General features: G+C 60.5%; 18 protein-coding genes. 12 read left to right on the forward strand and 6 right to left on the reverse strand.

The window, feature by feature from the left end:
* Positions 1 to 28 precede the first annotated feature (28 nt).
* From AC1DVF_RS08380 to AC1DVF_RS08420, 9 genes are all read left to right on the forward strand, one after another.
* On the forward strand, positions 29 to 1423 hold the full coding sequence (locus tag AC1DVF_RS08380) for an ethanolamine ammonia-lyase subunit EutB (RefSeq protein WP_477782307.1): 1395 nt from the start codon (positions 29 to 31) through the stop codon (positions 1421 to 1423).
* Positions 1420 to 2253, forward strand: a complete 834-nt coding sequence (eutC, locus tag AC1DVF_RS08385) for an ethanolamine ammonia-lyase subunit EutC (RefSeq protein WP_371914441.1) — start codon at positions 1420 to 1422, stop codon at positions 2251 to 2253. Before AC1DVF_RS08380 ends, eutC begins: the two co-directional genes overlap by 4 nt.
* Positions 2254 to 2368: 115 nt before the next feature.
* Positions 2369 to 2830, forward strand: coding sequence for a GNAT family N-acetyltransferase (locus tag AC1DVF_RS08390; RefSeq protein WP_007910890.1), 462 nt, complete (start codon positions 2369 to 2371; stop codon positions 2828 to 2830).
* A 230-nt stretch (positions 2831 to 3060) separates the two neighbouring features.
* On the forward strand, positions 3061 to 3711 hold the full coding sequence (locus tag AC1DVF_RS08395) for a DedA family protein (RefSeq protein WP_064118832.1): 651 nt from the start codon (positions 3061 to 3063) through the stop codon (positions 3709 to 3711).
* A 4-nt stretch (positions 3712 to 3715) separates the two neighbouring features.
* Complete coding sequence (locus tag AC1DVF_RS08400) at positions 3716 to 4528, forward strand: M90 family metallopeptidase (RefSeq protein ID WP_320336268.1); 813 nt, start codon at positions 3716 to 3718, stop codon at positions 4526 to 4528.
* 112 nt (positions 4529 to 4640) lie between these two features.
* Positions 4641 to 5168: an inorganic diphosphatase gene (ppa, locus tag AC1DVF_RS08405; protein ID WP_003205933.1), complete on the forward strand. Its 528-nt coding sequence runs from the start codon at positions 4641 to 4643 to the stop codon at positions 5166 to 5168.
* 223 nt (positions 5169 to 5391) lie between these two features.
* A complete protein-coding gene (locus AC1DVF_RS08410) occupies positions 5392 to 6138 on the forward strand; it encodes a S24 family peptidase (RefSeq protein WP_093434520.1) in 747 nt (248 codons plus the stop codon).
* 430 nt (positions 6139 to 6568) lie between these two features.
* Positions 6569 to 6808, forward strand: coding sequence for a type II toxin-antitoxin system RelB/DinJ family antitoxin (locus AC1DVF_RS08415; protein WP_016984130.1), 240 nt, complete (start codon positions 6569 to 6571; stop codon positions 6806 to 6808).
* Positions 6798 to 7094 (forward strand): type II toxin-antitoxin system RelE family toxin, encoded by a 297-nt coding sequence (locus tag AC1DVF_RS08420; RefSeq protein ID WP_016984129.1) that lies wholly within the window; start codon positions 6798 to 6800, stop codon positions 7092 to 7094. The genes AC1DVF_RS08415 and AC1DVF_RS08420 overlap by 11 nt, the downstream gene beginning before the upstream one ends.
* A 54-nt stretch (positions 7095 to 7148) precedes the next feature.
* Here the strand turns inward: AC1DVF_RS08420 and AC1DVF_RS08425 are convergent, their stop codons facing one another.
* From AC1DVF_RS08425 to AC1DVF_RS08450, 6 genes are read right to left on the reverse strand one after another with little or no spacing between them, the layout of a single operon-like run.
* The gene (locus AC1DVF_RS08425) at positions 7149 to 7961 is read right to left on the reverse strand and encodes a YfaP family protein (protein ID WP_099757285.1); all 813 of its coding nucleotides are present in this window, start codon (positions 7959 to 7961) and stop codon (positions 7149 to 7151) included.
* Between the two features lie 3 nt (positions 7962 to 7964).
* The gene (locus tag AC1DVF_RS08430; protein WP_477782308.1) at positions 7965 to 9584 is read right to left on the reverse strand and encodes a DUF2300 domain-containing protein; all 1620 of its coding nucleotides are present in this window, start codon (positions 9582 to 9584) and stop codon (positions 7965 to 7967) included.
* 1 nt (position 9585) lies between these two features.
* Entirely contained in the window at positions 9586 to 14160 is a 4575-nt protein-coding gene (locus AC1DVF_RS08435; protein WP_477782309.1) for an alpha-2-macroglobulin family protein, read from the reverse strand.
* Positions 14157 to 14807, reverse strand: coding sequence for a DUF1175 domain-containing protein (locus AC1DVF_RS08440; RefSeq protein ID WP_093434508.1), 651 nt, complete (start codon positions 14805 to 14807; stop codon positions 14157 to 14159). The genes AC1DVF_RS08435 and AC1DVF_RS08440 overlap by 4 nt, the downstream gene beginning before the upstream one ends.
* On the reverse strand, positions 14792 to 16504 hold the full coding sequence (locus AC1DVF_RS08445) for a DUF2138 domain-containing protein (protein WP_099757288.1): 1713 nt from the start codon (positions 16502 to 16504) through the stop codon (positions 14792 to 14794). The genes AC1DVF_RS08440 and AC1DVF_RS08445 overlap by 16 nt, the downstream gene beginning before the upstream one ends.
* Positions 16505 to 16552: 48 nt before the next feature.
* On the reverse strand, positions 16553 to 17344 hold the full coding sequence (locus AC1DVF_RS08450) for a YfaP family protein (RefSeq protein ID WP_186621763.1): 792 nt from the start codon (positions 17342 to 17344) through the stop codon (positions 16553 to 16555).
* A 355-nt stretch (positions 17345 to 17699) separates the two neighbouring features.
* On the opposite strand from AC1DVF_RS08450, the gene AC1DVF_RS08455 reads away from it, so the two are divergent.
* The 3 genes from AC1DVF_RS08455 to dxs all read left to right on the forward strand — a co-directional run bounded on the left by AC1DVF_RS08455 (position 17700) and on the right by dxs (position 20816).
* Positions 17700 to 17942: an exodeoxyribonuclease VII small subunit gene (locus tag AC1DVF_RS08455; RefSeq protein WP_003228627.1), complete on the forward strand. Its 243-nt coding sequence runs from the start codon at positions 17700 to 17702 to the stop codon at positions 17940 to 17942.
* Entirely contained in the window at positions 17939 to 18826 is an 888-nt protein-coding gene (gene ispA, locus AC1DVF_RS08460; protein WP_099757289.1) for a (2E,6E)-farnesyl diphosphate synthase, read from the forward strand. The genes AC1DVF_RS08455 and ispA overlap by 4 nt, the downstream gene beginning before the upstream one ends.
* 91 nt (positions 18827 to 18917) lie before the next feature.
* Complete coding sequence (dxs, locus tag AC1DVF_RS08465) at positions 18918 to 20816, forward strand: 1-deoxy-D-xylulose-5-phosphate synthase (protein WP_477782310.1); 1899 nt, start codon at positions 18918 to 18920, stop codon at positions 20814 to 20816.
* The last annotated feature ends 67 nt before the right edge of the window (positions 20817 to 20883 follow it).

Below are 20883 nucleotides of genomic sequence, written 5' to 3' on the forward strand. Positions count from 1 at the left end.
ATCCACAGAATCAGGAGGACACCGCCCCATGGCCGCATTCGCCCATTCCGTCGGCGCCCAGACCTATCGCTTCGACAGTCTCAAGGACGTCATGGCCAAGGCTAGCCCGACGCGTTCCGGGGACTTTCTTGCCGGCGTCGCCGCGCTCAACGACGGCGAGCGCGTAGCCGCACAAATGGCCCTGGCCGACATCCCGCTCACACATTTCCTGCAGGAAGCGCTGATCCCCTACGAGTCCGATGAAGTCACCCGACTGATCATCGACACCCACGACAAGCAGGCCTTCGCGGTGGTCAGCCACCTCACCGTCGGTGGTTTCCGTGACTGGCTGCTCAGCGACGCCGCCGATGAAACCAGCCTGCGCAACCTCGCCCCCGGGCTGACCCCGGAAATGGTCGCCGCCGTGTCGAAGATCATGCGCGTGCAGGATCTGGTGCTGGTGGCGCAAAAGATTCGTGTCGTGACCAAATTTCGCGGCACCCTCGGACTGCGCGGACGTTTGTCGACGCGCCTGCAACCCAATCATCCGACCGACGAACCGTCCGGCATCGCCGCGAGCATTCTCGACGGTCTGCTCTACGGCAACGGCGACGCGATGATCGGCATCAACCCGGCCACCGACAGCATCGCCTCGATCTGCGCGATGCTGGAAATGCTCGACGCGATCATCCAGCGCTACGACATTCCGACTCAGGCCTGCGTGCTGACCCACGTCACAACCTCCATCGAGGCGATCAACCGTGGCGTGCCGCTGGATCTGGTGTTCCAGTCGATTGCCGGTACCGAAGCGGCTAACGCCAGTTTCGGCATCAACTTGAACGTGTTGCAGGAAGGCTACGACGCCGGCCTGAGCCTGAATCGCGGCACGCTCGGACAGAACCTGATGTATTTCGAAACCGGTCAGGGCAGCGCCCTGTCGGCCAACGCCCACCACGGTGTCGACCAACAGACCTGCGAAACCCGGGCCTACGCCGTGGCGCGACATTTCAAGCCGTTTCTGGTGAACACCGTCGTAGGATTTATCGGCCCGGAGTACCTGTACAACGGCAAACAGATCATCCGCGCCGGCCTCGAAGATCATTTCTGCGGCAAGTTGCTCGGCGTGCCGATGGGCTGCGACATCTGCTACACCAACCACGCCGAAGCCGATCAGGACGACATGGACACCCTGCTGACCCTCTTGGGTGTCGCCGGGATCAACTTCATCATGGGCATCCCCGGCTCCGACGACATCATGCTCAACTACCAGACCACCTCGTTCCACGACGCCCTCTACGCCCGCCAGACCTTGGGCCTGAAACCGGCGCCGGAGTTTGAGCAGTGGCTGGCGAACATGGGCATCTTCACCCAAGCGGACGGCAAGGTTCGCTTCGGTAACAACTTGCCGCCGGCCTTCCGCCAGGCGCTGGCGCAACTGGGATGAGTCACATGGAAAAACCGCCCGTCGACCCGCAAAACCCTTGGCTGGAACTGCGCCGCCTGACCCCGGCACGGATCGCCCTCGGCCGTACCGGCACCAGTCTGCCGACCAGCGCGCAACTGGATTTTCAGTTTGCCCACGCGCAGGCACGCGATGCCGTGCATCTGCCATTTGATCATGCCGGACTCAGTGCGCAATTGACTGAACGCGGACGCGAAAGCCTGCTGCTGCACAGCGCCGCTACGGATCGAAACAGTTATCTGCAACGCCCGGATCTGGGGCGCAAGCTCAGCGATGAATCGGCGCAGGCCTTGCGTGAATACGCTGCGGCGCATCCGGGTGGTGTCGATCTGGCGATTGTCGTGGCCGACGGCCTGTCGGCACTGGCGGTTCATCGGCATACCCTGCCGTTTCTGACCCGACTGGAGGAGCAAATGAGCGCTGACGGCTGGTCGATGGCGCCCGTTATCCTGATGGAACAGGGTCGCGTTGCCGTCGGTGATGAAATCGGCCAATTGCTCGGTGCAAAAATGCTGGTGATGCTGATTGGCGAGCGCCCGGGCCTCAGCTCACCGGACAGTCTCGGTTTATATTTCACCTACAATCCAAAAATCGGCCTGACCGACGCCTACCGCAACTGCATCTCCAATGTGCGGCTCGAAGGCTTGAGCTACGGCATGGCGGCGCATCGCTTGCTCTATTTGATGCGCGAAGCCTGTCGGCGGCAGCTGTCAGGGGTCAACCTGAAGGACGAAGCACAGGTTCAGACGCTGGAATCGGACGCCGGTGTAGACATGAAAGGTAATTTCCTACTCGATCCGCCCACAACCTGAACCGTTTCCGCATTGCGTTTCTGCGCCGGTTTCAGGCAGGATCGATGCACGGCCGCACGGGTTTCCCATCGCCGTCAGAGCAGTTGAAGACAGCCACTTGAAGACGAGACCTATCATGCGGATTATTCAAGCGACCCTCGAACATCTGGATTTGTTGACTCCGTTGTTCGTCAAATATCGCGAGTTCTACGGTTCACTGCCTTACCCGGATTCCTCCCGTGCGTTCCTTGAAAAGCGTCTGCGCCGCAAGGAATCGGTGATCTACCTGGCCCTGGCCGACGATGACGACAAGAAGCTGATGGGCTTTTGTCAGCTCTATCCGAGCTTCTCCTCGTTGTCGCTCAAACGCGTGTGGATCCTCAACGACATCTATGTCGCCGAAGACGCGCGCCGGCAACTGGTCGCTGACAACCTGATCCGCACTGCGAAGAAAATGGCCAAGGAAACCCAAGCCGTGCGCATGCGTGTCTCCACCAGCAGCAACAATGAAGTCGCGCAGAAAACCTACGAGTCCATCGGGTTCAAGGAAGACACCGAGTTCAAGAACTACGTGTTGCCGATCAGCGAAGAGCTTTGACCGCGCGTGCAGCCTGTGATGAGGGAGCCTGCTCCCTCAGCCACGTTAAATACATCCTGACAATTGTTCACACCCCGACATCCCCCGCGACAAAACCAACGCGCTTTTCATCTTTCAGACCGTATAATCCCGAGCTTTCCGGCTTGTAAGAAAAACTACACCCCGCTGTAGGCTTACACCCGAATCATCCGCACAGGCCTGCAGAGTCGGGCCGTCATACAGGTGCCCCCATGGATTTCAACCCGCTCGACCTTATCCTGCATCTCGATGTGTACCTCGATTTGCTGGTGAACAACTATGGGCCATGGATCTACGCCATCCTGTTTCTGGTGATTTTCTGTGAAACAGGTCTGGTGGTGATGCCATTCCTGCCGGGTGATTCGTTGCTGTTCATTGCCGGTGCCGTGGCCGCTGGCGGTGGCATGGATCCGGTGCTGCTGGGCGGCCTGCTGATGCTCGCGGCCATACTGGGCGACAGTACCAACTACGTGATCGGACGAACGGCGGGCGAGAAGTTGTTCAGCAACCCGAACTCGAAAATATTCCGTCGCGATTACCTGCAACAAACTCACGACTTCTACGACAAGCACGGTGGCAAAACCGTGACCCTGGCGCGTTTTCTGCCGATCATCCGCACCTTTGCACCCTTCGTCGCTGGTGTAGCGAAGATGCCCTACCCGCGTTTTTTCGGTTTCAGCGTGTTCGGTACGGTGTTGTGGGTTGGCGGTCTGGTGACATTGGGCTACTTCTTCGGCAACGTGCCGTTCATCAAGAAAAACCTGTCGTTGCTGGTCGTCGGCATCATTCTACTGTCGCTGGTACCGATGATTATCGGTGTGGTTCGCAGCCGCTTCGGCGGCACCAAAGCCCAATCGCACTAAGCCGATGTGGTCGCTGAGCGCCTGGCGTCGCCGGCGCACTCTGGCAAAGCACCCGATTGCCGACGACATGTGGCAACGGGTGCGCCATCACCTGAGCTTCCTTGACGGCATCAGCGCAGCCGAAGACCAGTGGCTGCGCGAAGCCAGCGTGCTGTTCCTTGCAGACAAACACCTGAGCACCCTGCCCGGCGTCGAACTGCATCAGGAACAACGCCTGTTGCTCGCCGCCCAGGCGCAGCTGCCGCTGCTCAATCTCGGCGATCTGAACTGGTATCAGGGTTTTCATGAAATCGTCCTCTACCCGGACGATTTCCTCAGCCCGCAACGTCATCGTGACGCCAGCGGTGTCGAGCATGAGTGGGACGGCGAACACAGCGGCGAAGCCTGGCAGCAAGGGCCGATCATTCTTGCCTGGCCGGGTGTGATGGCCAGTGGTGGCTGGGAAGGCTACAACCTGGTGATCCACGAACTGGCGCACAAACTCGACATGCTCAACGGCGACGCCAATGGCCTGCCGCCGCTGCATGCCGACATGCGTGTCAGCGACTGGGCCGACGTCATGCAAAAGGCTTACGACGACCTCAACCGTCAGCTCGACCATGATCCTGACGCCGAAACCGCCATTGATCCCTACGCCGCCGAAAACCCCGCCGAGTTCTTTGCGGTCACCAGCGAGTACTTCTTCAGCGCCCCGGATCTGCTGCACGAGGCTTATCCACAGGTCTATGCGCAGTTGCAGCTTTTCTACCGGCAGGACCCGCTGGGCAGGTTGCGGCAACTTCAGGCCACAGACCCGGTCTATCAGGCGCACGACTAAGGTCTGCACGACTTTCGGTACATGGCGTCGACGGCAGAATATGCCTATAATCGCCGCCACTTTTTGGTCAATCCGGCCAAGTGTTTTTGGTCAACTACGGGGGCAACGCCCAATGAGCTACAGCAAGATTCCGGCTGGCAAAGACCTGCCGAACGACATCTACGTCGCGATCGAGATCCCGGCCAACCACGCGCCGATCAAATACGAAATCGACAAAGACAGCGATTGCCTGTTCGTTGACCGTTTCATGGCCACCCCAATGTTCTACCCGGCCAACTACGGTTACATCCCGAACACCCTGGCTGACGACGGTGATCCGCTCGACGTACTGGTTGTGACCCCTTACCCGGTTGCCCCAGGTTCGGTAATCCGCGCGCGTCCAGTCGGCATCCTGAACATGACCGACGACGGCGGCGGCGATGCCAAAGTCATCGCAGTACCACACGACAAGCTGTCCCAGCTGTACGTCGATGTGAAGGAATACACCGACCTGCCGCCACTGCTGATCCAGCAGATCGAGCACTTCTTCGCGAACTACAAAGATCTCGAAAAAGGCAAATGGGTCAAGATCGAAGGCTGGGCCGGTGCAGACGCCGCCCGCGAAGCGATCACCAAGTCGGTTGCCGCCTACAAAGGCTAAGCAGTTGCGCTACGCGTGAGGCTTGAAGAAAACCCCGGTTGATCCGGGGTTTTTTGTGCTCGGGAAAAGCCGCCTTAAACAGAGTGTTTATGACGGACTACAGAAAAGTTTTATCTTGTGTAATTTCCCACAAGAACGTCTTACATCCCGTCGCAAAATTCAGCCCGTTTTTGAACGCCCGGTTTATTCAAACCGCTCTGGCACGGCCGTAGACTCCGTGTTTATGAGAAAGAACACTAGCGGTCCAAGATTCAAGGCACTCCTGGAAGCTGCGAACATCTCGACGACGGGTTTCGCAAAGTTCTGGGGCACGGAAGCCCAAAATGTCCACAACTGGTACACCCGGGGCGTCCCGGCGTATCGCATGGAAGAAGTCTCACGCCTGCTGTCCGTCAACAGCGAATGGCTGAAAACCGGACAAGGCACAAAAGAGCTGCCAAGCCTGACTCCGCCAGCCAGCAATGGCGACAGCTTTGACGCTCAGGATCCCCAGGGGTCCTATCGATTCATCCATCCCAACGACATCGAACTGGCCTTCTTCAAAGAAACACCCCTGACCAACGGCTCCGACAAAACCCACGTCATCCAGGACCCTGACCTGTCCATCCGCCTGCTGCGTGCCCCACTGGATCAACTGGAAATCCGCCACGCCGACGCCATCTGCGCGCACATGATCGGCAACAGCATGGCCGAACGCATCGAAGACGGCTCCATCGTCGCCATCGACCGCAGCCTGACCCAGGTCGTCGACGGTGAGATCTACGCCATCGAACACGACGGCATGCTGCGCATCAAATACCTGCACCGCATGCCCGGCAACGGCCTGCGCCTGCGCAGCCACAACAACGCCGAATACCCGGACGAAGTGTTCCGCCCGGCACAGATCGAGGAGCAAAGGATTCACATATTGGGCTGGGTGTTCTGGTGGTCGACAGTGAGCAAGCGGCGACCGGTGGTGCCGTTTCTATGATCTCACGGCCTGCAAAGCCTCCTGTAGGAGTGAGCCTGCTCGCGATGAGGCCCTGATAATCGGTACAAATCTCGAATTTGTTCGACTGCGGTCGCTCTAAACCGCACTTCAGGCTGGGAATCCACAGCAAAACTCAGTATCCTGCGCCCCACATTTGCGCATCGACCCGCCCCGCGGCTCAGACAGCGCCCGACGCGGCAGACCAACGTCTGACCAAGTCCCACAGCCGGACGCAGATCCGGATGTACGTTTTGAAGGCTGGCAAGGCTTACCAAAAATAGGCCAAGCCAGTCCCCGAGAAGCCGGCCACAAGCCGGCTTTTTAATGCCTGAAATAAACCCGGCCTACCGTCTGAAACATAAATTCGCGCTTGTCGAACAGAAGAGCCTCTTGGTACCGTAACGACAAACGTCATTACAGGTATTTCATCATGGCCTCCATCAATATTCGCATCGACGATGATCTGAAGCAGCGCTCCTTCGCCGAACTGGAAAAGCTGGGAGTAACTCCCTCAGAGCTTTTGCGTCAGACACTCCAATACGTCGCCGAGCGAGGCAAGCTACCCTTCAAAGCAGCATTGCTCAGCGAGGAAGATGAAGTACTCATAGCCGTAGTCACCGAACGCCTCGCGGCACCTCAACGAGTCAAGGTAAGTCTGGATGACCTATAACCTTGAATTTGATCGTCGTGCTTTAAAGGAGTGGAACAAACTCGGCGATACGGTTCGCCACCAGTTCAAGAAGAAGCTCACAGAGGTATTGGAGAATCCTCGAATAGAAGCCAATCGACTTCGCGAGCTCCCGGATTGCTACAAAGTGAAGCTGAAAAGCGCTGGCTATCGCCTGATCTATCAGGTCCTTGATCAAGAGATTGTGGTGTTTGTAATCGCAATCGGGAAGCGAGAGAGAGAAGCTGCTTACGAGGTTGCGCAGGACCGTCTTTCGCTCCTGCCCTGAGTCGGTCCAATGTCTGCGACCTGAAATTGGGCAGCAACCCGCAGCCCAATTCCCTCACGGATAACTGAACGCCTTAACCAACGTCAACTCCCCCACCGCCCGCATCGGGATCAGAAACGTCTCCATCTTCTCGCTCGGCGTACCCTCTTCAGTAATCACCGTCACCTGCGCCGTAGTCAGTGCCTGTACCGCTTCATCCCCGCCCTCGTCATCCCCGCGATACCCACCGCCGTAATAATTCACATACACCAGATACTGCCCCTTGATCGGCGCCGGCATGGCGAAGATTTCCGGGCCATAACCGGTGGTGACGTCAACGTCGAGTGCGGCGCCGTTGGCGGCGCTGCGGTTGCCGTACCAAATGTGCGCGCCGTCAGGGGTGATCAGGTGCAGGTCGAGGTCGGTGCCGTCGCTGTCCCACGCCAGCAGTACGCGCAGTTTTGCCGGGGTGGCGCCGCCGCTGGTATTGAGGAATTGCGTGCGGTGGCGTTGCTGGCCGTCGGGACTGCGTACTTCGACGCTGTTGCTACCGTTGGGGAAGGAGAACGGGCGGTCGAAGCGGCCGCTGTCGTCGATTTTCAGCGGCATGCTCACGCCGTTGACGATCAGGCGGCCGGGTTCGTTGTCCTTCCGCGCAGCTTTGATCTCGCCGCTGATGCGGGCAGTGTTGGCCTGGCCGACCGGGGTGTTGACCGATGAGGCCGGGTAATTGACGGTCTGGCGGAAGCTTTCACCCTCGCCTTCGGGGGCGCCGCTGCGCCAGCCGCCGATCGGGGTGTCGAGTTTGACGCCGTCGGCAGCGATGGCTGGCGAGAGCGCAGTCAAGGTGCAGAGCAGCAGCAAGACCTGTGGATAACGGAGTGTCATGGTCTATTCCAGCAAAAGGTGACGGGCGAGCCCTTCGATGTAGGTTTCATCCTGGCCGTTGGGGTGTGCTTCAAAGGCCAGGTGCAGATATTCGTGGGTCAGGTCGAGGCGATCCTGCAGGGTCAGTACGCCGCGTACGTAGATGCGTTGGCGTTCGCGGTCGACGAAGGGCCTACCGAAGGCCAGTTTGCACACGGCGAAGGTGCTGACTTCGTTGTAGCCGGTTTCACTTTCCAGTCTTGGGCGCCAGCCGCGTCGCTGTTTCTGCAGCCAGTCTTGCGCGGCGGGCAGCGCTTCGCAGGAGGCGACCGGATTGTCCCAGCGACTGAGGCTGGCGCGCGGATAGGCGTGCAGCAGAATCGCGTCGTAACGCTGACCGGCATTAGCTTGCTCGACGGCTTGTTGCCAGGCGAGTTTGTCCGGGCCGGGTTGATCGGAGTGATAGGTGACGGTGCTACCGGCCAGTACCAGATCCGCCGTCCACGCCGCGATGTTGCGTGACTCGGCCGAGGCTGGACGCGGGGCGACGCGTTGGCGATTGCTGCTGTCGTCGATGTTCAGGCAATCGCCGTTGCGCGTGGCGTTTTGCAGCAGATAGGTGCGGATTGCCACGGCCAGCGCTTTGGCCGCTTCGGCGGGTTCGGGTTTGGCTTCGCGCTCAAGGACGCGAGCTACATATTCTTCGCGATCAAGCCTTGCGACCAGTTTGTCGTTGAGCAGAAACAGTTCGCCGTCACTGTGGATATCCAGCGCGTTGCCATTGGCGAATTCGACGCGGTAATCGCCCTGCAACGGGCCGGACGTCACCATCCGCTCACCATCCAAAACCCGCGTGAGCGGATAGCGCGAGAACAACCCGACTTCAACACAGCGCCCGGCTTCTGCCGGCCATGCGGCGGGCAACACCGTCGCCAGTGCCTGTCCGTAATGGCGCAAAACCATCTGACTGGTACCACGCCCACCCGCCCAGAGCGGAGATCCGTCCGCGGTCCAACCGGCGAAACCACCCTGGCGCGACTGCGGATCCTGATCGCCAAGCCAGCTCCAGGTTTTCACCCGCAAACGCCCGCCCAGTTCGCCGACGACATTACCGTCCGCCGCATTCAGCACCACATCGAGCAGCACTCGACGCGCTTGATCCTGCGCCGGCAAAGCAGCCAAGACCTTCAACAACTCGATCACGGAAACCCGTTGAGCCGGCTGCACCGACGGCAAATCCAGCAGCCACGATGGCGCCCGCCGCGCCTGCCAATACGTGCGCCAGTCGGCAGAAGAAAGCCCCAATCGCGCAGGCTCAAAGTACAACCCGCAGGATTTCACCAACGCCTGATCACGCTCGATCCTGCTACCCGCCGAGCAGCAATAAACCTCTTCCTTCGACTGTCCGCGACATTCATAAGCAGGCTCACGCGCACCGGTATCGACCAGCCATGCGTATACGAACAATTTCCACAGACTGCCCAACGGGGTATCGAGCGTCGGCGGCAAGGGCTCGCGGGCGATCAATTGCGTCTGACTCAGCGACAACAACTCGCCCTTATAGGCCACGCGCAACGGCTCATCCTGCGCCGTCGCCAGCGCAGGTATCACACACATCAGCAGCCACAGCAGCGGCCGGCTCATGTCAGTTGACCGTGACCTGACCAAGGGCGGCTTTCGCTTCCTGGGCCTGATGCTGCGGCGCGTAGACTTGCTTGAAGCGCACCGGCGGCAGGTTGAACTGGCCCTTCTGCGAGAAGCGCACCAGATGGCGCAGGCGCAACTCACCACTCAACGCATCGACCGGCACCGCGTACGCCAGTTGACCCGGTTCGAAGCGCGCCTTCTCCAGCGCGGTCGGCTCGGTGCCGTCCTTGCCCTGCAACTTGATGCCCCAAGTGGTGCGCTCGACATCGGCGCCCGGTGGTAGCGGCACTTCGAGCATGCCGTAGCGCAGCGGTTTCGGCGCTTTGCTGGTGAGGATCACTTCGTCCAGATACAGGCTGTCGCTGGACAGCGGCTTGCTGCCGATCGGCTCCAGTTTGAAGGTGAACGCTTCGTCGCCCGGCACCAGTCGCGACAGGCGACGGGTAATGGTCACGGCCATCGGATCGACTGCCGCTTGCTGGGTCTGGAAACTCAACGCCGCGCGCAGCGGACGCTCCTGCGTACCGGACACCGACAACACGCTCGGCACTGGCGTCGCGCCCTGCCACGTCCAGTACATCTCGCCGCTGGCTCCGTAGTTCTTCTTCCAGCCTTCACCCGGCGTCAGTGCAATGGTCGGCGACGCCTGGGCGATGCTGCGTTGCAGCCAGGTCAGCGCCAGCGCACGTTCGAGGGTCGATTGCTGCGGCAGCAAACGTTGCAACAACGCCGTAGCACGCGCCTGATCGAATGCTTGCAGCGACAGGTTCAGCGCCTCGGCGAACGGCTGCGAACTGACCGCCAGACGCTGTTGCGCAGCCCCCACCTGACGATTGAACGTTTCCGGCAAGGCAACCTTCGACTGCGTGGCCAACGCAGCGGTCAACACCCGCGCCGCCGCCAGACCGAGCGCCGAATCCGGGTCRCTCATCACCAGACTGTCTTCGCCGTCGTCCATCAGGGTTTCGGCGTTGCCTTCACCGGCCTTGGCCAGATCCTCCATCAAGCCGCTGAGCAAGGTGTTCACCGGCAAATGCATCTGCTTGGCGAACGACAGAATCAGCGCGCGCTGCAGCAACGGTGTGTTCGGCGCTTGCTTGGCGTAGACCTCCAGCACTCGCTGCCAATGTTCCGGCGGCAAGGTCAATTCCAGCACCTGGCTAGCGTTCCAGTCGGCGTAGTAAGCGTAAGCCGTGAGGAACGCATCCGGTTCACCGTCGTAGCCCCACCAGGTGAAGCTCGCCGACGGCCCGGCCATTTGCACCAGACGCAGACGGCTGTTCTGCATGATCAGACGCAAGCGATCACGAATCTGCGGATTCGATGCCAGCGATGGATAGGCAATGCTCAACGGCAGCAAACGGCTGGCAGTCTGCTCGACGCCGCCGTACGGATAGCTGAGCAGATCATCGAGTGCCGAGCGGAACAACGCTTGCGGGCTGTCATCCAGACGCAGGCGAATATCGGTGGCGTCGGCCGGCAGACTCAACGGTGTGTCACCGCTGGCCACGTCGAGGCTTTGAGTCTGAGTGACTTGCCAGCCGTCACCGGTCGCACTCAGGCGCACGGCGAGAGAGTCGGCGGCCTTGCCGTCCTGCACCAACTCCGCCGTCCATTCGCCGGAAGCCAATGTGAATGCCGGCAGCGGCAAATAATTGATGCCGTTGTTCAGGGTCACAGGCAGACGCTGTTCGGCGCCCGCATAGTGAGTCACCAGTTCAGCCTTGACCGGTTTCTCGGCCTGACTGAACGCAAACACGCCAAGTTGCGGCTGATCACCCTTGCGGAATTTGCTCGGCCCGCTCCACTTCAGGTACAGCGGTTTTTCCGAACGCACGAACTGCTTCTTCTGCCCGACCTGACCATCATCGGCAATTGCCCGCGCGGTGATGCGCCAGCGGGTCAGCGAGTCCGGCATCTTGAAGGTGAAACGGGTTTTGCCGTCGGCCCCGGTCAACAACTCTGGCTGCCACGCAGCGGTATCGACGTCCTCACGACGCGGCCGCTCCAGCACTTTCACCCCGCGCTCGCTGCGGTTGGCTTTGCCCGGTGCGCCGGGGCTGCCCGGCAACGCGACGTCGTAACTGATGAACGACAGGCTGGCACTGGTGCGCACGTTGTTACGGCGCGGGTGATAGAAGAACTGGTCGATGGTCGGCGCGACTTCCGGTTGCAGTGCGTAGACCATTTCGTCGACAACACTGACGGTCAGATGCGCCGGAACCGCTTTGCCGGCGAACTGGGTGGTCAGATCAACCGTGACCGTGTCGCCCGGCAGGTACACCGCTTTGTCGGTGCTGATCGCCACGTCGATTTGCGGCGCAACCACTTTGATCCCGGCGTTCTGGAAGCTGTACTGACCGCCCTTGGTGTAGAGCACGGAGAAGGTCAGGTTCGGTGCAAAGTTGTCCTTCACCGGAATGCGCGCGCGGTATTGGGTGTCGCTGAGTTTTTCCAGTTTCAACCAGTCGCCGCCCTTGGCCAGCAGCGCGGTGGCTTCGACCTTGTCGCGTTCCAGCGAGAGCAACGCATCACTGACCGGCTCCGGGAAAGTGATCAGCGCCAGCGCTTCATCGCCGGCCTTGTACTCAGGCTTGTCGAGGACGATTTCCACAGTGCCCGGTACCGCTTTGACGCCGTCGCCAGTGACCGAATGCCCCGTGGCACCGAGGACGCGACCGTGTTGATCTTTCAAGGTCAGGTTGTAAGTGCCCGGGCGTTCGAAGGCCATGCTGAAGCCCTTGTCAGTCGCCGCGAGCTTGCCTTCACCGGTGCTCTGGTCTTCCAGACGTACCCAGCCATAGGTGCTCGGCGTCACCGCTTTGCTTTGCTCGGTGCCGCCCTCGTTGGCGTAGCTGAATGCGACTTTGTCGCCGACCGCGCTGAAGCGTTGCGGCGCACTCAGACGGAAGCTCGCCGCGCCACGGTCGATAAGGATTTCCTTGGTGGTCTTGACCCGATACGCCGCGCCATCGCTGGCGAACACGGTGAGCATGTAGCGGCTCGGCTTGTCGGCGGCCGGCAGGTCGAGGCTCGCATTGCCTTTGCTGTCGGTGGTCAGTTCGGTGCTGGTCAGCTCCACCGGGAATTGCCCGAGGTATTGCAGCTCGTTGTCGACCATCGACAGTTGCTGGGCGCGCAGGCTCAGGGTCAACTTGGCGTTGGCCACCGGTTTGCCGTCCGGGTACAGCAACAGCAGACTGCCTTTGACCGGCTCGCCAGTGCGGTAATCCTGCTTGGCCAGATTCAGCGAAATCTCGAAGTGCGGCTTGATGTACTCGGCCACGCGGAAAGCGCTGCTGTAAGCCTGGTCCTTATAGTTGAAACGGATCTCGTAACCACCGGCCACAGCGTTGTCCGGCAACTGGAAGCGGCCCTGAGTGCCGGCCTTCGAATCGAGCTTCAGGTCGAGGTGTTGCAACTCAGTGCCTGTGGCGTCAAGCACGCTGACCGTGACATCTGCAGCACCCGGCAACACCGAGTCCCGCGCATTCTTGAACTCACGACCAACGATTTTCAGCGACACCCAATCACCTGGGCGATACAGCGGCCGGTCGGTGAACGCGTAGAGTTTGGTGTCGTAGATTTCGCTGTCGTAATAGAAGTTCTCGGAGACGAACACCCCGCCTTCTTCGTCCTCGCCGATGACGAACGAACGCTCCGGGCTGACGTGTTTCAGGCGCAGCAAACCGTCAGTATCGGTGGCACCGCTGCTCATCACGCCGAGGCCGTCGGTCCACAGCACATTGACCTTCGGTACCGAACTGCCTTCGTGTTTGCGCGCGGCCCAGACCAGCAATTCATCACCGGCAATCTTGCTCACCGCGACGGTGTTGGAGACGAACACCATGGTGGTTGCGCGGTACTTGCCGATCAGCGCTTCGACCAGGTACAGACCCGGCTTCAGATTGCCCAACGGGATATAAACGTTACCCGGCGCGACGCTGACGAAATCGCTCGAAGACCCGGCCAGATTGACCCCTTCCGGCGGCTGAATCGGCTTGGCCTGCCACAGCGGATAACGGAACTGGCTGACCACCGGTAGACCCGGAATCAGCGCAAATTGCGGCTGCGCGTCGTACGGCGTCGGCGCTGCGATGGCGTTGCCCATCTTCAGTTCCGGCACTTCTTCGGTGACCTGTTTGCGCGATTCATAAGAGAACGCGCGCTGCATCACCCGTCGGGATTTGCGGTACCAGTTGTCCCACAGATACGCGAGGGTGTTGGACAGGCCTTCACCCTTGAACTGGCCGTCGCTGACCACGCGATGCAGATTCTTTTGACGCTTGAGGAAATCCAGCGGTTTGTCGATGCGGTACACACGAATATCCGCGCCGCCGTAAGGTTCCATGCGGAAACGACGATAGTCACGGCCCGGCGCTTCGAGACGGACCATTGCCTGTTCATCAGCAGCAAAACTGCTGTCGGCGAGCAGGAAAAAGCTTTCACCCGAGACCGGCGTGTAGCCGCTCGGCTCGACCGAATCTTCGGCGCTGACGGTAGCCACTGGCAGCAACAGCGCCAGCAGCAAAGGAATTCGGGAGCAGAGTCGCAACATGCGGGCACCGGTCATTGGGAGAGAAAGTTCAGTCGATAGACGCCGATGAAGTTGGGGTTGGCTGCGTCGGGTATCCATCGGGTGTCCTTCCATGTCATGAGTTGCTGCAGGCTTGCCGAACGCATGCCGTTGTCAGTGGGGGTGGTGGTGCCGGTGTGATAGGCGATGTAGCGGCCCATCCAGATCATCAGGTGCTGGTCGTCGCCCTGATCGAAAAACATCAAATCACCGGGCCGTGCCTGCGAGACGTCACGGCTGACCAGATGACTATTGAACTGAATCAGTTTGATCGCGTTGACGTACGGCCCGACCTTGCCGCCGCCCTGCTGCCATTGCTGGGCGAGCTTGCGTTGCTCATTGCTGAGCGACAGCTCCGGCGGCAAATAGCGATTGGACAGGCCATTGCTGCGCAGCCATTTGTCGTCGTGGACTTTCAGCGCTTCGTTAGCGGCAAAACGCACCAGCCCGGCACAGTCCTGCTGATACCAGCGCGGACTTGGGCCTTGGCTCAACTGCTCTTGAGCGATGCGCACGAACCAGGCGCGAAACACCTGGGATTGCGCCGGATCGAGTGCGGGTGCTTCAACGGCGCGGGCGCCCGCACTGAGCAACAGCGCGAGCAGGCCGAGGCTGCGGATCAGTGTCGTCACAGCGCTTTCCATTCCAGCGGCAACCATTGCCAGTGGCCGTCAGGCTCGCTGCCTTCCGGCAGCGTCAGCGCGTACTTGCCGTAGCCGCCGAGGGTGCGCAGCTTCGGAATCAGATAGGTTTGCGCGGCGTTGTAGAACACCGGCTCCATGTCCTGCGGCAGGCTATCGAGGGTTTCTTGCTGCATCAGCTGCGCCATCGAATCCGGGCCGAAATAGATCGGCATCAGCACGTCTTTGGGCAACACGTCGGCCATCGGCGGGAAGCGTTTGTCGAGGGTGCCGAGGGCCTTGTCGACGAGTTTGTCGTCGAGGGAAAACAGCAGCGTCGAACCGTGGCGAGCTAGGCTGACCTTCATGAAAGCCTTGCCGGAAATCGCGTCCGGGTTCTCCGCAGTTTTCGCCGCATACGGGCCGAAGTTGGAGCTGACCTGACGCTGCCAGACGTGGTTCTGGCCTTCCTGCTTCTCGACTACCGGGAACACGTTTACTTCAACGTTGGCTTCGAATGCACCGACCATCGAACCGAACAGTTTGCCAAGATCACCGTCGAGTTTGCTGCTGTCCTCGTCTTTCAGACTGGCCACCAGCAATGGCGTGTACAACCGCGAATCGGCGTACCAGCACAGGCCTGCCGCGCCGGCCACGTGTTCGGTGAGAGTTTGCGCCACGGTTTCTTCAGCGCCGAGTTTCACCAGCAATGGTTTTTGCGGTTCGGCCGCGACCGGAAGGGTCACGCAGGCACTTGCGCCCAGCGGCATTGCTTGCCAGACCGGTTTGAAATCGAAGTCGGGCTGGTTGTCCAGTTCGTCCATGGCGAGGTAGCTGTGCCAGCCCTTGTCATCCATGTCGAAGCGCAGCCCGGCGAAGTTCGGGATGAAACGTTGATAACCCATGGCCAGAACGCTGGAGTTGACCGACAGGCGTTGCTTGGTTTCCGGAGTTTTCGCCGGCAGGCCGAACGCTTCGGGGAACAGTTTTTCGCCATTGAGCAGCGCCGCCAGCGCTTGTGGCGAGACATGGCCGGATTCCTCGGAGGCGCCGCTTTCCGGGTCGTAATACTTGGCCGGGTTGGACAGCACCACCAGTTTGTCGCCGTGGGAGGCGAACAACAGGGCTTTGCTGGCGTTATAGGTCAGTTGATACAGCGGCACAGTGTCGCCGCCGACCTTGAGTTCGCTCATCTGACTGAGCTGCGTGTCATCCAGCGCAACCTTTGCCAATGGCTCGAGCAGTTTCGCCAGCCCACCACGATCCATCACCAAAAGGAAATCCTTCAAGCGCCCATCCGCGCCACGCCACAACGCAACGTCGGCCGGTTGATCGAAAAGCTGCTCGATCAGGCTGTCCTGCAACTTCAGATCATGCTCGTAAATGATCCGGCGCAGACTGCCAATCAGCCCCAGGCGGTCGGCGTGGGTTTCGTAATAAAAGACGAAATCTTCGGTGAGCGTGGCCTTGAGGAACGGCACCGTCAGCAAGTCCTTGGGCAACTGACTCAGCGAGCGGGTTTCCAGCAACGCATCCGGGCGGCTGAGGCCGAGCTTGTCACTGGCCAATTCCGCCGGCGGCGCCTTGGGCTTGAGCAGCAGCCAGCCAAAACCACCCGCTACACCGGCCACCAGGCACAACCCGGCCAGCAGCAAGGGCCAGCGCCGCGAAGGTTTGGCCGCTGGCGTGTCGGCAGCCGAAGTAACAGTGTTATCGCTCATCTTTTCGCTCATTTCCCAAAGCTCAGGATTTCATCCGTGGCGGAATGCTTAATAGTTGAAAGTCTTGACCAGCAGCAGATCACCGATCGCCCGCAGGGGCACGATGAACGTTTCGCGTTTTTCGTCGACGGTGTTTTCGTTGAGCACCAGCGTGATTTGCGAGGTGATCACCTCGTTCTGGTTGCTGGTCTCCTCGAAGTTATAGCCGCCGTTGCCGAAGTTGCCCCAATAGTTGACGTAAACCAGATAAGTGCCGTGCAGCGGCGCAGTCATGGTGAACATTTCCGGGCCGGGGCCGTCGACGCCATCCGGGTCGAGACCGCCGCCATTACTCAGCGCCGGCTGCGCCCAGAACGCATGCTGACCGTCGGGCGTGACAATGTGCAGATCGAGCTCGGCTTTTGGATCGTCCCAGCCCAAGACAAGACGAATTCGCGCCGGCGTGCGCAAATTGTTTGCTTCATAAAATTGCACGCGCTTGAGCGACTGGCCTTGGGCGCTGATCACTTCGACGCTGTTGGAGCCGGCGCCGAACGCGTAGGGCCGGGCGAAACGGCCCTGGTCGTCGGTGTACAGATTCAATGGATTGCCATTCACAGCGAGGCTGTGCGGCGGGCGCATATGGCCGATGGCCTTGAGCTGGCCCTGGATCATCGTGCGATTGCGCTGAATGCCGCGATCAATCGGCGGCGTGGGATAGGCGACTTGCGGGTTTTCCGTGCGATCGAGCAAGCCGTGATAGCGCCAGCCGCCCACCGGTTCCGACAGTTCAGCGCTCGGCGCGGCCGACAGCGCGGGCGCGCAGGCCAGGCCGATCAGTAGCCAAAGAAATGAACGCATGTAATGCCTCCTGCCATGCCTGAACGAAACCTTGCACCCGATCCTCGGTACTTCACAGCGGTGAAAACTGCGTTTCGTCTGAAAGACCCGTGACTGTAGGGTCGTAGAAGGCGCGAAGATTAGCGATTCGGCGGTTTTTTAACAATCGGATACATGTGCAATCGCTGTAGGAAACCTGCTTTTCAAGGGGCGTGAGCCGAATAGAGAGATTATTCGGCTCACAAAATGAGCCGAATAGGTTTCAGCCATCCCGAATCGCCTCAGGAAAAAGGGCCGGTCGCACCCCGCTCATTTGCCCATAAACCCCCTATCTGCTAGTGTCGCGCCGGTTTAACGTCAACCGGAAATCGCCGCCATGGCCCGCAAAAAAGCTGCACTGGATTTCGAACAGTCCCTCGCCGACCTGCAAACATTGGTCGAGCGTCTGGAGAACGGTGAATTGTCGCTGGAAGACTCGCTGACCGCTTTTGAGCAGGGCATCGGTCTGACCCGTGATTGCCAGGCAGCGCTGGCGCAAGCCGAGCAGAAGGTGCAGGTGCTGCTGGAGCGCGATGGCGAACTCGCCGAGGAACCCTTCGACGCGGAACAGCCAGAATGATTGCGGCGTATACGGCGAGCAGCCAGACTCGGGTTAACGCGGCTCTGGAAACCCTGTTCAACGCGCCGTTACCGGAGTTGGCGCGGCTTTACGAAGCCATGCGCTACAGCGTGATGAATGGCGGCAAACGCGTGCGCCCGCTGCTCGCCTACGCGGCGTGCGAAGCGCTCGGTGGCAAGGCTGAACAAGCCAACGGTGCGGCCTGCGCGGTTGAGCTGATCCACGCTTATTCGCTGGTTCACGATGATTTGCCGGCGATGGACGACGACGATCTGCGTCGCGGCCAGCCGACCACCCACAAGAAATTCGACGAAGCCTGCGCGATTCTCGCCGGTGACGGCTTGCAGAGCCTGGCTTTCAGTGCCCTGCTCGACCCGCGCCTGAGCGATTGCAGCAGTGACATCCGCCTGCAAATGGTCACCGCGCTGGCTAATGCCGCAGGCCCGGCAGGCATGGTCGGCGGTCAAGCCATCGACCTCGGTTCGGTCGGCCTCAAACTCGATCAGAAAGCCCTTGAACAGATGCACCGGCACAAGACCGGCGCGCTGATCGAAGTCAGCGTCAAACTCGGCGCTCTGGCCAGCGGCCGTGCCGAGCAGGATGAACTGCGTGCCCTGCAGACTTATGCACAGGCCATCGGTCTGGCCTTTCAGGTGCAGGACGACATCCTCGACGTCGAAAGCGATACCGAAACCCTCGGTAAACGCCAAGGCGCCGACATCGCCCGCGACAAGCCGACCTACCCGGCGCTGCTCGGCCTCGACGCCGCCAAGGCTTATGCGCTGGAACTGCGTGATCAGGCTCTGCACGCCCTGCGACCGTTTGACGCGGCCGCCGAGCCCTTGCGCGAGCTGGCCCGGTATATCGTCGAGCGGCGCAACTGACGGCGTATCCGCCAAAAAAGACCAACGCGTGGGCAGGGGGCGATGCATCAGGTAAACTGCCGCATCTTCTATACCTATAACGATTCGCCTGATGCCCACGACGTTTCATGAGATTCCCCGCAAGCGCCCGACCACGCCCCTGCTCGACCGCGCGAACACGCCGGACGGCCTGCGCCGGTTAGGCGAAGCCGAGCTGGAAACCCTGGCCGATGAGTTGCGCCTGGAATTGCTCTACACGGTCGGTCAGACCGGTGGGCATTTCGGTGCCGGCCTGGGCGTGATCGAGCTGACCATCGCGTTGCATTACGTCTTCGACACACCGGACGACCGTCTGCTGTGGGACGTCGGGCACCAGGCGTATCCGCACAAGATCCTCACCGGTCGCCGCGAGCGCATGGGCACCCTGCGCCAGAAGGACGGCATTGCCGCGTTCCCGCGTCGCGCCGAGAGCGAGTACGACACCTTTGGCGTCGGCCACTCCAGCACTTCGATCAGCGCTGCACTGGGCATGGCCATCGCCGCCCGCCTGCAGAACAGCGATCGCAAGGCAATCGCGGTGATTGGTGACGGCGCGTTGACCGCCGGCATGGCTTTCGAGGCGCTGAACCACGCGCCGGAAGTCAACGCCAACATGCTGGTGATCCTCAACGACAACGACATGTCGATCTCGCGCAATGTCGGTGGTCTGTCGAATTATCTGGCGAAGATCCTTTCCAGCCGCACCTACGCGAGCATGCGTGAGGGCAGCAAGAAAGTCCTGTCGCGCCTGCCCGGCGCCTGGGAAATCGCCCGTCGTACTGAAGAATACGCCAAAGGCATGCTGGTCCCCGGCACCCTGTTCGAAGAGCTGGGCTGGAACTACATCGGCCCGATCGACGGCCACGACCTGCCAACCCTGATCGCCACCCTGCGCAACATGCGCGATCTGAAAGGCCCGCAGTTCCTGCACATCGTCACCAAGAAAGGCAAGGGTTTCGCCCCGGCGGAAGTCGACCCGATCGGCTACCACGCGATCACCAAACTCGAACCACTGGACGCCCCGGCCGCAGCGCCGACAAAGACTGGCGGGCCGAAGTATTCGGCCGTGTTCGGCGAGTGGCTGTGCGACATGGCTGCTACTGATCCGCGTCTGGTCGGGATTACCCCGGCGATGAAGGAAGGCTCGGATCTGGTGGCGTTCAGTGAACGTTTCCCGCTGCGCTATTTCGACGTGGCGATTGCCGAGCAACACGCGGTGACATTCGCGGCCGGCATGGCCTGCGAAGGCGCAAAACCGGTAGTGGCGATCTACTCGACGTTCCTGCAGCGTGGTTACGACCAGTTGGTGCATGACGTCGCGGTGCAGAACCTCGACGTGCTGTTCGCCATCGACCGTGCCGGCCTGGTGGGCGAAGACGGCCCGACCCACGCTGGCAGCTTCGATCTGTCCTACCTGCGTTGCATCCCGGGCATGGTCATCATGACCCCGAGTGATGAAAACGAACTGCGCAAAATGCTCACCACCGGCCACCTGTACAACGGCCCGGCAGCTGTGCGCTATCCACGCGGCACCGGCCCGAACGCGACGATCGACAAAGACCTCGAGCCGATTGAAATCGGCAAAGGCATCGTCCGTCGCCAGGGCAGCAAAGTCGCTCTGCTGGTGTTCGGCGTGCAACTTGCCGAGGCGCTGAAGGTGGCTGAAAAACTCGATGCCACCGTGGTCGACATGCGTTTCGTCAAACCGCTGGATGAAGCGCTGGTGCGCGAGATTGCCGGCAGTCATGAGTTGCTGGTGACCATCGAGGAGAACGCGATCATGGGCGGCGCCGGTGGCGCGGTCAGTGAATTCCTCGCGCGGGAGAACATCCTCAAGTCGATGCTGCATCTGGGCTTGCCGGACGTCTACGTCGAACACGCCAAGCCTGCGCAGATGCTGGCCGAGTGCGGGCTGGATGAGGCAGGGATCGAAGCGTCGATTCGTGAGCGTCTGGAATTGCTCAACAAGTAATCGCAATACCTGTGCAAAACCCTGTGGGAGCGAGCTTGCTCGCGAATGCGGACTGTCAGTCGACTCA

Source organism: Pseudomonas sp. P4_D7, assembly GCF_056401755.1.

Bases quoted from the DNA above. Each gene is read 5' to 3' on its own strand.
- AC1DVF_RS08455 (WP_003228627.1), top strand. From the start codon at position 17,700: ATGGCCCGCAAAAAAGCTGCACTGGATTTCGAACAGTCCCTCGCCGAC.
- dxs (WP_477782310.1), top strand. From the start codon at position 18,918: ATGCCCACGACGTTTCATGAGATTCCCCGCAAGCGCCCGACCACGCCC.
- AC1DVF_RS08430 (WP_477782308.1), bottom strand. From the start codon at position 9,584: ATGAGCCGGCCGCTGCTGTGGCTGCTGATGTGTGTGATACCTGCGCTG.
- AC1DVF_RS08440 (WP_093434508.1), bottom strand. From the start codon at position 14,807: ATGGAAAGCGCTGTGACGACACTGATCCGCAGCCTCGGCCTGCTCGCG.
- AC1DVF_RS08450 (WP_186621763.1), bottom strand. From the start codon at position 17,344: ATGCGTTCATTTCTTTGGCTACTGATCGGCCTGGCCTGCGCGCCCGCG.
- AC1DVF_RS08420 (WP_016984129.1), top strand. From the start codon at position 6,798: ATGACCTATAACCTTGAATTTGATCGTCGTGCTTTAAAGGAGTGGAAC.
- AC1DVF_RS08380 (WP_477782307.1), top strand. From the start codon at position 29: ATGGCCGCATTCGCCCATTCCGTCGGCGCCCAGACCTATCGCTTCGAC.
- ppa (WP_003205933.1), top strand. From the start codon at position 4,641: ATGAGCTACAGCAAGATTCCGGCTGGCAAAGACCTGCCGAACGACATC.
- AC1DVF_RS08410 (WP_093434520.1), top strand. From the start codon at position 5,392: ATGAGAAAGAACACTAGCGGTCCAAGATTCAAGGCACTCCTGGAAGCT.
- AC1DVF_RS08445 (WP_099757288.1), bottom strand. From the start codon at position 16,504: ATGAGCGATAACACTGTTACTTCGGCTGCCGACACGCCAGCGGCCAAA.
- eutC (WP_371914441.1), top strand. From the start codon at position 1,420: ATGAGTCACATGGAAAAACCGCCCGTCGACCCGCAAAACCCTTGGCTG.
- AC1DVF_RS08400 (WP_320336268.1), top strand. From the start codon at position 3,716: ATGTGGTCGCTGAGCGCCTGGCGTCGCCGGCGCACTCTGGCAAAGCAC.
- AC1DVF_RS08415 (WP_016984130.1), top strand. From the start codon at position 6,569: ATGGCCTCCATCAATATTCGCATCGACGATGATCTGAAGCAGCGCTCC.
- AC1DVF_RS08425 (WP_099757285.1), bottom strand. From the start codon at position 7,961: ATGACACTCCGTTATCCACAGGTCTTGCTGCTGCTCTGCACCTTGACT.
- ispA (WP_099757289.1), top strand. From the start codon at position 17,939: ATGATTGCGGCGTATACGGCGAGCAGCCAGACTCGGGTTAACGCGGCT.
- AC1DVF_RS08390 (WP_007910890.1), top strand. From the start codon at position 2,369: ATGCGGATTATTCAAGCGACCCTCGAACATCTGGATTTGTTGACTCCG.
- AC1DVF_RS08395 (WP_064118832.1), top strand. From the start codon at position 3,061: ATGGATTTCAACCCGCTCGACCTTATCCTGCATCTCGATGTGTACCTC.